This window comes from Mycolicibacterium vinylchloridicum (genome assembly GCF_013404075.1).
In the GTDB taxonomy this organism is placed as follows: domain Bacteria; phylum Actinomycetota; class Actinomycetes; order Mycobacteriales; family Mycobacteriaceae; genus Mycobacterium; species Mycobacterium vinylchloridicum.
Genome location: NZ_JACBJQ010000021.1, coordinates 40,071 through 51,955, shown reverse-complemented (window position 1 = coordinate 51,955; position 11,885 = coordinate 40,071). Strand labels below are relative to the sequence as shown.

The window sequence follows — 11,885 nt, the reverse complement described above, 5'->3', positions numbered from 1 at the left end:
ACCAAGCCGGGAACATTCCGTTCGCCGTGCCGAGTTCCTATCGTTTGAGCATCCGCGAAAACAAGGAACGAGGCGTCGACGATGACCGCAGAACTCCCCGACAAGGCCCTAGAACTGCGTTCGCTGGTCACCTCCGCGGGCACCCTCGAACTCTCGCTCCACGAGGTCGACGTTCCGAAGCCACAGGACACCGAGGTGCTGGTCCGCATCGAGGCCTCGCCGATCAACCCCTCCGACCTCGGACTCCTCGTCGCCAGTGCCGACATGACGAAAGCAGAAGTGACGGGCACCAAGGGCCGTCCCGTCGTCACCGCCCCCATCGCAACACCACAAGCCTTCAAAGCCCGCCTCGATCAATCCCTTCCGGTCGGCAACGAGGGCGCGGGCACCGTGGTGGCCGCGGGCAAGTCCGAAGCGGCCCAAGCACTGCTCGGCAAGACGGTCGGCATCGCCGGTGGCGCGATGTACTCCCAATACCGGGCCGTTGACGCCAGAGCCTGTCTGGTCCTGCCCGACGGCGCCACCGCCCGAGACGGTGCGTCATCGTTCGTCAACCCACTGACCGCACTTGGCATGACGGAAACCATGCGCCGCGAAGGACATTCGGCACTCGTGCACACCGCCGCCGCGTCGAACCTCGGGCAGATGCTCGTCAAGCTCTGCCAGAAGGACGGCATTCCACTGGTCAACATCGTCCGCAAACCCGAACAAGATGAGCTGCTGAAGAAACTCGGCGCAGAGCACGTCCTCAACTCGACGTCACCGAATTTCACCCACGACCTCGTCGAGGCCCTCACCGCAACCAAAGCCACCCTGGCCTTCGACGCCACCGGCGGTGGCACGCTCGCCAGCGACATCCTCAACGCCATGGAAGAGGCGGCCAATGCCACCGCCGCCGAATACTCCAGATACGGCTCGGACGTCCACAAGCAGGTCTATATCTACGGCGCACTCGACACCAGCCCCACCATCCTCACCAGGAATTTCGGCATGGCCTGGGGCATCGGCGGCTGGCTGCTGACCCCGTTCCTCGCCACCGCCGGGGCCGACACCATCGCGCGGCTGCGCGCCCGGGTGTCCGCCGAACTCACCACCACCTTCGCGAGCAACTACACCCGCGAGGTGTCGCTGGCCGGCATGCTCCAACCCGACGCCTTCGGTGAATACGTCAAGCGGGCCACCGGGGAGAAGTTCCTCGTCACCCCGCAGGATGAATAAGCCGCCCGCCAGCCGTTTCGACACTCATGACGGTGATCAGCCACCCCAGACTGGATTCGCCGCCGTCACTACTATCGACAGCTGTGAACCTTCGTGGTCGGGACCGCGAATGCCAGACCCTCGACGCGCTGATCGCCCGCGTGCGCGAGGGCTCACAGGTCCTGGTCCTGCGGGGGGAAGCCGGCGTCGGCAAGTCCGCGCTCCTCGACTACGCCGTGGCCCGAGCGGAGGGCTTCCGCATCCTGCGCGTGGTCGGCGTCGAATCGGACATGGAGCTGGCTTTCGCCGGCCTTCAGCAACTGTGTGCGCCCCTGCTCGACCACCTCGACGACCTGCCTGAGCCGCAGCGCGCGGCCCTCAACGTTGCTTTCGGGCGCGGGCTGGGTGCAACCCCCGACCGCTTCCTCGTCGGACTCGCGGTGCTGAGCCTGCTGGCCGCGACCGCGCAGGCCCAGCCGCTGCTCTGCGTCATCGACGACGCGCAGTGGCTCGACCAGGTCTCGGTGCAGACCCTCGGCTTCGTCGCGCGACGGCTGCTGGCCGAACCCGTCGCCGTCCTCTTCGGTGTCCGGGACCGGCCCGATGTCCTGGCCGATCTTCCCGAATTGCTGATCGAGGGGCTCTCCGAGGCCGACGCCAGGGACCTGCTCGACGCGGTGATGCTGGCCGGCATCGATCCGCGTGTGCGCGATCGGATCGTCGCCGAGACCCGCGGCGTCCCGCTGGCCATCTTGGAGGTGCCCCGCAGCGCGTCGGCGACCGAGCTCGCCGGCGGATTCTGGATATCGGGCAAACGGTCGTCGACCGCCGCCATCGAAGAAGGTTTCGTGCGCCGGATCCAGGCCTTGCCCGTCGAGACGCAGCGGCTGCTCGCCGTCGCCGCCGCCGACCCCACCGGAGACGCCGCGTTGTTCCTGCGGACCGCCGCAGCGCTGCACGTCGTCGTCGACGCGCTCGGCCCCGCGGAAGCCGCGGGAATCATCGAATTCGGCCCGCGCATGCGCTTCTGCCACCCGCTGATGCGCTCGGCCGCCTACCGCGCCGCGGACCTGCCCGACCGGCGCGCCGTCCACCGGGCCCTCGCCGAGGCCACCGACCCCCAGGCCGACCCCGATCGCCGGGCCTGGCATTCCGCCAACGCGGCCCTCGGCCCCGACGACGCCGTGGCCGCCGAATTGGAGGCGTCGGCCGGCCGGGCCGCGAGCCGAGGCGGGGTGGCTGCGGCGGCAGCGTTCCTCGAACGTGCGACGACTCTGACCGCCGATGCCGAATTGCGCGGCGCCCGCGCCATCGCCGCCGCCCATGCCAAACGGGAGGCGGCCGAACCTGAGGCCGCCCGTGCCCTGCTCGCCATCGCCGAGCTGGCGCCGCTGTCCGATCTGCAACGTGCGCGAGTGGTTCGGATGCAGGCGCAGCTGCAGTTCGCAAGCAGCCGGGCAGGCGAGGCGGGTGCTCCCCAGACCGGTGATGCCGCGGCGTTGTTGCTGACGGCGGCACGTGGTCTCGACGGCCTCGACGACGAGTTGGCCCGTGAGACGTACCTCGAGGCGCTGACCGCCGCCATGTACGCAGGCCGGCTGGGCGAGCCCGGACTACTGGCGGAGATCGCCCAAGCCGGTCGCGACGCCGTGGCGCACGTCGACGAGCCGCACCGCCCGATCGACCTCCTGCTCAGTGGTATGACCAGCCGTATCCTCGACGGGCCGGGCCGTGGTTCGACTCATCTGAGTGCCGCGCTGGAATCGTGGAATGCGAACGCGCAGAACCAAACCGGACCCGCGCAGTACTGGCCGTTCCCCATCGCCCAGGAATCCGCGGCCCACGAGCTGTGGGACGACACGGTGCTGCAGCACATCGCCTCCGACATGGTCCGGCGAGCCCGCGACGGCGGCGCGCTGGCCGTGCTGCCCTCGGCGCTGGTGTACCGCGCGGGTGTGCACGTCTACACCGGGGAATTCGCCAAGGCCGCAGCCCTTCTCGAGGAAGCCGACGCCATCACGGCGGCGACCGGCCACACCCCGATGAAGTACCACTCGCTGACCCTGGCCGCCTGGCGCGGTGTGCCCACCGAAGCGGTCGAGCGCATCGAAGCCGCCGCCGCAGACGGCCTTGCCAAGGGCGAGGGCCGGTTGATCGGCGTCAGCAGCTTCACCGCGGCCGTGCTGTACAACGGCCTCAGTCATTACGACGAGGCACTCAAGGCCGCCCAGAGATGCTGCGAATACGAAGATCTGGGCTTTCACGGCTGGTGTCTGTTCGAACTCATCGAAGCCGCGGTACATAGCGGCGACCGGCAGTCCGCGGAAGCCGCGCTGCCACGCCTCGAACAGCGACCAGGAAGCAGCGGAACAGACTGGGGTTTGGGTGTGGTGGCCGCCGCCCGTGCGTTGTTGGCTGACGACGATGACGCCGAGCGGCTCTTCGTCGAAGCCCTCGAGCGCCTCGAGGCGGCGCACATCGAGCCTCATGCCGCCCGGGCCCGCCTGTCTTATGGCGAGTGGTTACGCCGGATGAACCGTCGCACCGATGCGCGCGCACAGCTGGGCGAGGCCCACGCCTCGTTCACCCGCATGGGCGCCCAGGCATTCGCCGAGCGGGCGCGTCGCGAACTCGCGGTCGTCGGCGAGAACGTGCGCAAACAGCCCGTGACCTCAGGAAGTGAGCTCACCACACAGGAGGCGCAGATCGCGCGGCTGGCCGCCGAGGGCCACACCAACGCCGAGATCGGCGCGCAGCTGTTCATCAGCGCGCACACCGTCGAATGGCATCTGCGCAAGGTCTTCGCCAAGCTCGGCATCACATCACGCAGGCAGCTGCGCCGTACCGCGGTGGCCGGGTAGTCATCGATCCAGCAGGAAACAAGGCTTTTCGTCCACCTTGTCGTTTACGCTCACTCTGGCCCTCCAGCGGGGGGTGGCCAGAATGGAGCGCGCCGTTATGAGTCCTGTCAGCACGCGAGCAATCGTCCGGGTCACGGCGGCCGCCGCGGTGCTCGGATTGGTCGTGGCCGGTTGCGGCAAGGACGAGGAGAAGTCCACGTCCACGTCGACGAGCACCTCGACCTCGACGTCGACGAGCACATCCACGGAGACCACCACCAGCGCTGCGGCTTCGACCCCCGCGGCTGCGGCCAACTACGAGTCGCTGCTGATCAAGGCCGCTGACATTCCGCAGGTCGGAGAGGCACCCTGGACCGGCGATGCGCCGAAGACCACCCTGGACCCCGCGCCGCCGGATGTCACCCAGACCTTCTCGTCAGGCACCAACGCCATCAACGTCTCGATCATCATCACCGACGACGCCGCACAGGCCGCCACGGCACTGACCGGCGCCGCCAACAGCGTGCCGTCCCAGGTGACCGGCACCGCTGAGCCGCTGCCGGCGGTCACCCCCGACGCGACCGTCACCATCGGCACCTCGCCGGACGGAAAGTCCGCCATGGCGGCACTGCTGTTCACCGTCGACCGGACCGTCGCGGTGATCGTGTTCGGTAGCGCCCCCGGCGACCTCAACCCGGTGCCGAAGGACTACGCCGAGGCCGTCGGCAAGGCCCAGGTCGCACAGATCCAGTCGGCTCTGCCCGAACTGAAGTGACATAGAGAAAGCCAGGGGCTCTGTGCCCCTGGCTTTTTCATGCCCGGACCCGGTGCACTGGACTCAGATCCCCGACTTCGACGGCCCTCGAAAACGGCGGAACCGCGCATTCAAGCTCGGTGGCAACGCCTGGCTCAGGGGTGGGTGAGGCGTCACGGGGATCGGCATCGTCCGGTCCTTGGCCCGAATCACAACCGGCACGTCAAGCATGTTGCCCAGCACGCGGATCTCCCGTTTGGCCTGCTCCCGGGCAATGAACAACAGGTCGAGCGGATACCAGAGCCCAACCCACGCCACGACCAGGAACACCCCGTTCCCGAGTAAACCCTCGACGACGTCGCCCATGATGGGCCGGGTGAAGGCGTACGACAGCGCGATCCCGATCATGAACAGCAGGGAGCCGCTGAACAGCGCCCGCTTGCCCTGCCGCCAGATCAGGTTGTGTTCACGGATGGCCCGGCGCATGCGCAGCTGGCAGTAGCGGCGCACGGCCAAGACCACGGTCGCAGCCGTTTCCTCGGGGACCTCGTCGGCGACGTTCAGCACGATGCGCTGCTCTGGCATGATCCGCCGCTGCGCCAGGAATCGTTCCACCAGTTCGTCCATCCCGCTGTCGATGCGATGGGCACCGGATATCAGATCGCGCGGATCGACCGAGAACAGCTCGTCGATGGTGTCGAGCTCGATCACCACATCCGCCGGAGGCACGCGCGTGCTTGGCAGCTTCATCGCGCACCTCCCGCCAGGGCTCCCACCGCCCTGTGGCGAATAGTACGACCGACGAGCCCGGCGACCGGGCGGATTAGACGGTCGCGGGCACCCGCTCCCGCGCCGCCGAGCTGCGCATCTCGGCCCGCAACGAGGTGAAGTCCGAAATCGTCTTGGCCGCAACGGTGGCCACCGGGCGGGCGTTGCGGCTCGTCGCCTCCGTCTTCGACACCATGATCACGCTGTCGATGTAGGGCTGGATCGTGGTGGCGTTCTGCACGGTGGCCACGATGACAAGTTGGAAGCCGAACTTCCGGAACGCCTGCAGCGCCTGCTGGGCGAACTGTGGATCCGACTTCGAGAAGGCCTCATCGAGCATCAACTGCGCGAAAACCGGCTTGTTGTCCGAACTCTCGGGGTTGGCGAGGTTGAAGCTCAGGGCGCCCGCGAGGCAGAACGCCATCAGCTTCTCCTGTTCGCCACCGGAGTTGTCACCGGCATTGCTGTGCGTGCGGATCAACTCCTCGGTGCGGACATCCCACTCCGCGCAGTCGAAGGTGAACCGATTCCGGACATCCAGCGCGTCACGCGTCCACGCCTTGTCCTCTGGTGCGGTCGACGCCAGCCTGTTGCGCAGCCGGAGAATGTCGGCGTACTGATCGAGGATCGCCTGCTTGTCACCCAGGCCGACCTCGGCGATGCGCCGGGAGATCGCGCGCACGATCTCGGTCAGCTCGGCGACCGCGGTCAGGCTGCGGGGCGTCGCACGCAGCGTCAACCGGGTGCCGTTGTTGAACTCGACGGCACCCAGACCGGTGTTCACCCGGTCGATCTGTTCACTGATCCGCCGGGTCTCCTGCTCGGCCACCCGGTGCAGGGTGAGGATCGCGTCGGGTGCCTGTTCGGTGACCAGCCGCATCATTCGCTCGTAAGCCTCGGGCAGCTCCCGCTCGTCGATGTGCCGGCACAGCGCGACATAGTCGTGCACCCGCTCGTCGAAGACGTCGCTGTCGTTGGGGATCGCGTCGGGGAATGCAGTGTCGAACGTGTTGAGGATGCGCGCGAGCTCGTCGTAAGAGCGCCTGCGACTTTCCCGCAGCTGCTCGCGTTCCTTGCGGATCGTGTTGAACACTGCCTCGCGGTGTGGCTCGGGATTGAGCACCTCCAGCGACACCGGCACGTCGGCGGCGTAGCGATTCAGCAGCTCGGTCAGCGGCTCCGATACGAATGGGGGAGCCAGCCGGTCCTGGAGATCGAGCAGCTGCGTGCGCCGGGCGTCCAGATCGTCGCGGCGGGTCTGGATCGCACCGCGGCGGGTCATCAAGGTCTGGATGTCCTCCCATACCTCGTCGGCGCGGGCGTTGAGCGCCTCGATGTCGGGATTGTCGGCCAGCAGCAGTTCGTACTGCTCGCGCAGCCGGTCGGCATGCCCGTCGGCGGTTTCGCTGTCGACCTGATTCCACTGCGGGAACTGGTCGCAGATCGCCTTGCACGCCGCGGACCGATCCCGCCACTGCTGCCGCCTGGCCGCAATCTCATCCGCGGCCCGCCGCGCCTGCTGGTAGGCCTCCTCGGCATTGGCCAGATCGACCGTCAGCGCGTCGATCTTGGCGGTGACCTCACCTTGGAAGATGTAGTCGGACTGCCGCAGCGGACGCCGGTCGTCCTTGATGGCCAGCCGGTCGGAATCCTTGTACAGCCCGGCGTCGGTGACTGCACGCCGGAAGCGGGCGAACACATCCGGGGTGTCCACGCAGATGTGGTCACCCGCCGCGGCGATGACATCGGCGGCCTCGGCCGCGCAGGGGTGAGTCGGATCGACCAGGAACAGCTTGCCGGCCAACGTATTCGGGTCGGCTTCGACCGGGTCCGCGCCGACGAGGGAGGCCCGTACGTGATGCAGCTGCAGCCGGCCGCCCATGTTCGTCTCGTTGACGAACCGTAGCACCGCCGAATACTGCTCGTCGGGGACGAGCAGCCGCAAGCCCACGCCACGCAGCACCTTCTCCACCGCGACCCGCCACCGGCTCTGGTCGGGCCGAAGGTCCATCAGTTCGGCGATGTAGGGCAGCTCGCTGGGGTCGATTCCGACTGCGGCGCAGATGTGTTCGCGCATGGTGATCGCGAACTCGGGCAGGGCCGAGCCGACCTGTTCGACGCGTTTGAGTTCCTTGGCCGCATCGTCACGGGCGATCCGCGCGGCCTTCTGCGCGTATTCGGCGTCGGTGGAGGCCTCCCGGCCCCGGTCCAGTTTGGCCAGCAGTTCGGTCACCTGGGTGCTGAGTTCCTCACGCAGATTCCAGAACTCGTCGGCGGTGTCCGGGATCTCGATGTCCTGTGCCTTCAACATCGACTCGTAGGCCGCGCGCCGCCGCTCGACCTGCTCGGCCTGCGCCTCGGCGCCGGCCACCTGCGACTGCAACGGTCCCAGGTTGGCGCTCGATCCGCTGATCTGCGCGTTGAGTGAATCACCCTCGGCCTTGGCGAGATTCAACTGCCGGGTGACGTCCTCGTACTCATTGCCCAGCTGGTCGATGGTGGTGTCCAGCGACGCGATCTGCGGGGCGCACTGAGCCAGCCGGACATGGTCGGTGTACGCCCGCACCATCGGCTGGTCGACCAGGTCGATGATGCCCAAGTCGGAAGACTCCGAGGCGTAGCGCTGCTGGATCTTCTCGATGTCGCCGAGGATCTTGCGCTTACGCTGGGCGACGGCCAGCAGCTCGCGGGCCTCCACCAACGGGTCGATCTGCTTGAGTGCGTCGGGCAGCCGGGTCAGGCTGCTCGGCTCGTCGAGCATGAACTCTCGGACGAACTGTTCAAGCCCGCCAACGCTTTTCAGCGACTTGGCCTTACCGAGCAGCTGCTGGGCGGCGTCGGAGGCGCGGATGCCGATCGTGGCGTACAGCTGTGCCAGGTACTGCGATTCCACCTTGGTGGAGAACCGCCACTCGTCGGCCTTGAATACGCCGGAATCGAAACGTCCTGCCGCCCAACGGTTGCAGACATCCTCGATATCGCGTTCGCCGTCGGCCAGCACGAAGCGGCTCGACGAATCCGAACGGGACTCGCCGGTCAGCCATTTCAGCACCAGGCCGGTGACCGTGCGTCCGGTGTTGGAGGTGTAGCTGACGGCGATGGCCGACCATGCGGTGCCCTCCCCGCGTAGGTACATCACCTTGCTGGTGCCACCGTCGCTGCGCTGCCCCCACGCTCCGCGCACGTACTTGTCGACGGTGCGCCGGCCGGCGCTGGAACCGGCGGCAGTGTTGTCGCCGGAGGCGTTGAAGTTACGCCGGTTGAATGGCAGGAAACCGAGCGAGATCGCGTCGAGCAGTGAGGATTTCCCGCTGCCGGACGCACCGGCGATCAATGCGCCACCCTCGCTGAACGGGATGTCGTGATACCCGTCGAACACACCCCAGTTGATGACCTGCAGTCGCGACAAGTGGAACTGTTCAGCCATCAAGCTGGGTCTCCTGGTCCTCGCGCTCCGGTGCGGCGCCGCCGGACAGCAGCAGTTCGAACTGCTGCTGCAACTCGGCGATCACCGAAGCGGTCATCACGGCGTTGATCACCGGGCTGACGGTGTAGCTGTCTTCGTCGTCGCGGGTCTTGCGCAGGATCTCCAGCCCGGCCAGGCGCGCGATGGCGGCGTCGATGCGGGCGGTGAAGGTGACGGTGTCGCGGTCGACATCGTTGAGCACCCCGGAGAACAGCCCGTGGATCTCGTCGCGGCTGATCAGCACCGCTTGCCCGCCCGCTGCGCGCGTCATCTGCGCCAGGTGCAGAGCCAGGATGGAGTCGTAGGTGCCCAGCGGCTCACGGCGCAAAAGCTTGGCGCCCCTGGCGGATTCGTAGCGAGCCTGCTCGATGAACGCGATGTCGGTGCCGTCCACGATGCGCAGCATGAGGTCGAGCTCGGAGAGCCGCACCGACAGCTGCGCACGGTATTCGAGCACCCAGCTGTAGAGGTCTTGGTCAGCCTCGGCGCTGATGTAGCGGCGAGTCAGCAGCTGCTGCAAGGCCCAGCAGGCACGGTCGGGCAATTCGCTGACATCGCCATCGAAGCGCGGCCGGCGCTGATGCGGCGTGCGAGCGGTCTGATCGACCTGGGGGAGTGAACTGAGGCCGCTGATGTCGACATCGGAAATGCTCGTCATGCGCTGGCTCCCAACAGGCTGGAGATCGGTTCGGTGAACACCAGGTGTGGAACCTCCATCTCGCGGTCGCGGCCGTCCAGCGACTGGAACCGCACGGTGACCGACTCCGGTGCCGCGGTGTCTGTTTGGGACGGCTGTTTGAGCGCCCAGGACCACAACACGATGACATGACCCAGATACGCTCCGTGCCCTTGGGCGGACAACATCTCCAGCGCGTCGGGCAGCGACAGCCGTCCGCCCCCGTCGATCGCGGTATTGATCATTTCCGACATCGCCGGCGCGTCGACCTGGGTGGTGAGCGCGGCAAAGCTGGACAGGTCGAGCTCGCCTTCAGAAGCCTGAGCCGGCTTGGGCGGCGTGAGATCACCGATCCGGAAGCTCAGTGCGCCAACCGAACTGATCGTGTGCCGGGCCAGCGGGAGTTCGATGTCGAGGCGCGAGTCGGTCAGCGAGCTCTTGAGCAGTGCGCGGGCCGCGCCGATCGCGTCGCCCAGCTGGCGGGCCACACCGCGGCTCTGTTCCAAGGTGCCGAACGCGGTGAACCGCTTGACCCGCTGAGCGCAGCGCTGCTGGATGCGCTCCACCTCGTCGATCTGCTGGCCGACGAGCTCGAAGAAGCCGGCCATCACCTTGCGCAGCGCGGGGTCCAGGGCGGGCAGGGCGTGGGCGACGGCAAGCACGTCGGCCTCGAACTCGGCGCGCTGGTCGGGATCGTTGATCATCCGCAGGAAAGCGCGGTGCGAGTCGCGGCCCTGGGAGTCCCACGCGGCCTGGTAGTCGGCGTACATCTGCCGCTGCCGGTCGCGGTATTCCAGGTTGGAGTCGATCGGCTCGTCCAGGGCCGCGGTGGCCCGCTCGATCATCGTCCCGTACTGGCCGATGTCGGTGATCAGCCGTTCCATCTGCAGGGCGATGGCGTGGGCTTCGTCGTACATGTCGGTCATGTCGACGTCGGCGGAGCGGTCGCCGAGGTCCTCACCGCGTTCCAGCGCGTCCAGTTCGGCCTGCAACGCGTCGATCTCGGCCTGGAGGCCGGCGCGGATGCGGACCGGGTCGTTGCCGACGCGCAGGGCGACCTGCTTGAGGCGGGCGGCGATGCCGTTGATCGACCCGCCGGTGGCGATGGTGTCCTGGCGGCGCAGGCCGCGCAGGAAGTCCAGCGCACGCCGTGCGTCCTGGGTCAGGTAGCAGAGGTTGCGCTCGACACCGGTGCGCTGGTCGGCCACCCGGTGCAGCCAGCCCTGGCTGGCCCAGCTCTTGATCAGGCCCAGGCCGGATTGTTCGCCGCCGGGCCGGCCCAGGTCGTCGAGGTCGCGTTCCAGGCGCACCACGAGTTCGGTCTCACCGATCACGCCTTCGCTGAGGTGGCGCTCCATCAGGGTGGCGTAACCGCCCAGGTTGAGTGTGGCCAGCAGCCGGATCGTGGGGGAGCCCTGGATGTCGCGATTGATGTCGAGGAGGTCAGCGGCCGACACGGTGATGTCGTCGTCCACGCAGCTTCCCCCTCGATGTAGTTGGTCGGACGGTCCAAGATAAGTGATCGCGGGGACATCGGACGACGCCCGTGCGGGGGTGTCGTGAGTCGATTGAAAAAGGTCTGCCACACGTGTCTCAGGAGTCCCGCGGGCCACAGAACAGGCTCCACGAGCGTGCGCTCGGGTACGCCCGCGGCGGCGTGTCGCGTACCGACGCGCACACTCGCCGGTTGGCGGGCGCTGGGTCAGTCGATGAAGTCGATCCGCACACTGATCGGGTCGGATTGCAATGCCTTGAACGTCGCGGTCACGAGAGGCGACAACATCGGGGACGTCGCAAAGGTCCGTGCTCGCGCGGCCGGGTCGTCGTCGGGAACGAAACGTGCTGTACCGCTTCGCCATCGATCGCCCTGCCGGATGCGGACATTGGGGTCGTCGGCAACATTGAGCGCCCACCCGGACCGGCGCCCGTGCTGGGAGATCACCCACGCTCCGGTTCCGTCGAAGCGAGCCGACACGGGCACCGGCCGCCAGCGGCCTGACTTGCGGCCCATTGTCTGCAGTTCTGTGGCGAACGTGGTGCGCAGGCCGAGGCGCCCGAGCAGTGCTACGGCCGGATTGGCGACGTAGCGGCCGACGAAGCGTTCGCGGCGAAATTTTCGCAGTGCCTGATTGGCCGTGCTCATGATGGTGTCCTCTCGCGATCGAGTAGACCGATCGATCTACT

Annotated in this window: 8 protein-coding genes; 3 read left to right on the top strand and 5 right to left on the bottom strand. The window is 67.5% G+C overall.

Going from position 1 to position 11,885, the window contains the following annotated elements; all coding sequences use genetic code 11:
- The first annotated feature begins 81 nt into the window (after nucleotides 1–81).
- The 3 genes from HPC46_RS18530 to HPC46_RS18520 all read left to right on the top strand — a co-directional run bounded on the left by HPC46_RS18530 (nucleotide 82) and on the right by HPC46_RS18520 (nucleotide 4,812).
- Nucleotides 82–1,218: a zinc-binding dehydrogenase gene (locus HPC46_RS18530; RefSeq protein ID WP_179472518.1), complete on the top strand. Its 1,137-nt coding sequence runs from the start codon at nucleotides 82–84 to the stop codon at nucleotides 1,216–1,218.
- Nucleotides 1,219–1,244: 26 nt separating this feature from the next.
- Entirely contained in the window at nucleotides 1,245–4,058 is a 2,814-nt protein-coding gene (locus HPC46_RS18525) for an ATP-binding protein (RefSeq protein ID WP_179472516.1), read from the top strand.
- Between the two features lie 97 nt (nucleotides 4,059–4,155).
- Entirely contained in the window at nucleotides 4,156–4,812 is a 657-nt protein-coding gene (locus HPC46_RS18520) for a hypothetical protein (RefSeq protein WP_179472514.1), read from the top strand.
- Between the two features lie 63 nt (nucleotides 4,813–4,875).
- On the opposite strand, the gene HPC46_RS18515 is transcribed toward HPC46_RS18520, so the two are convergent.
- The 5 genes from HPC46_RS18515 to HPC46_RS18495 all read right to left on the bottom strand — a co-directional run bounded on the left by HPC46_RS18515 (nucleotide 4,876) and on the right by HPC46_RS18495 (nucleotide 11,844).
- A complete protein-coding gene (locus HPC46_RS18515; protein WP_179472512.1) occupies nucleotides 4,876–5,541 on the bottom strand; it encodes a hypothetical protein in 666 nt (221 codons plus the stop codon).
- A gap of 73 nt (nucleotides 5,542–5,614) precedes the next feature.
- The gene (locus HPC46_RS18510) at nucleotides 5,615–8,986 is read right to left on the bottom strand and encodes an ATP-binding protein (protein WP_179472510.1); all 3,372 of its coding nucleotides are present in this window, start codon (nucleotides 8,984–8,986) and stop codon (nucleotides 5,615–5,617) included.
- Nucleotides 8,979–9,683: a DUF4194 domain-containing protein gene (locus HPC46_RS18505; RefSeq protein ID WP_179472508.1), complete on the bottom strand. Its 705-nt coding sequence runs from the start codon at nucleotides 9,681–9,683 to the stop codon at nucleotides 8,979–8,981. Before HPC46_RS18505 ends, HPC46_RS18510 begins: the two co-directional genes overlap by 8 nt.
- On the bottom strand, nucleotides 9,680–11,176 hold the full coding sequence (locus HPC46_RS18500; RefSeq protein ID WP_179472506.1) for a DUF3375 domain-containing protein: 1,497 nt from the start codon (nucleotides 11,174–11,176) through the stop codon (nucleotides 9,680–9,682). The genes HPC46_RS18505 and HPC46_RS18500 overlap by 4 nt, the downstream gene beginning before the upstream one ends.
- Nucleotides 11,177–11,403: 227 nt before the next feature.
- Nucleotides 11,404–11,844 carry a nitroreductase/quinone reductase family protein gene (locus HPC46_RS18495; RefSeq protein ID WP_179472504.1) on the bottom strand — a complete coding sequence of 147 codons (441 nt, stop codon included), beginning with the start codon at nucleotides 11,842–11,844 and terminating at the stop codon, nucleotides 11,404–11,406.
- Nucleotides 11,845–11,885: the final 41 nt, after the last annotated feature.

Coding starts and splice junctions, on each gene's coding strand:
- HPC46_RS18505 (WP_179472508.1), bottom strand. CDS start 9,683: ATGACGAGCATTTCCGATGTCGACATCAGCGGCCTCAGTTCACTCCCC.
- HPC46_RS18530 (WP_179472518.1), top strand. CDS start 82: ATGACCGCAGAACTCCCCGACAAGGCCCTAGAACTGCGTTCGCTGGTC.
- HPC46_RS18520 (WP_179472514.1), top strand. CDS start 4,156: ATGAGTCCTGTCAGCACGCGAGCAATCGTCCGGGTCACGGCGGCCGCC.
- HPC46_RS18495 (WP_179472504.1), bottom strand. CDS start 11,844: ATGAGCACGGCCAATCAGGCACTGCGAAAATTTCGCCGCGAACGCTTC.
- HPC46_RS18525 (WP_179472516.1), top strand. CDS start 1,245: ATGACGGTGATCAGCCACCCCAGACTGGATTCGCCGCCGTCACTACTA.
- HPC46_RS18515 (WP_179472512.1), bottom strand. CDS start 5,541: ATGAAGCTGCCAAGCACGCGCGTGCCTCCGGCGGATGTGGTGATCGAG.
- HPC46_RS18510 (WP_179472510.1), bottom strand. CDS start 8,986: ATGGCTGAACAGTTCCACTTGTCGCGACTGCAGGTCATCAACTGGGGT.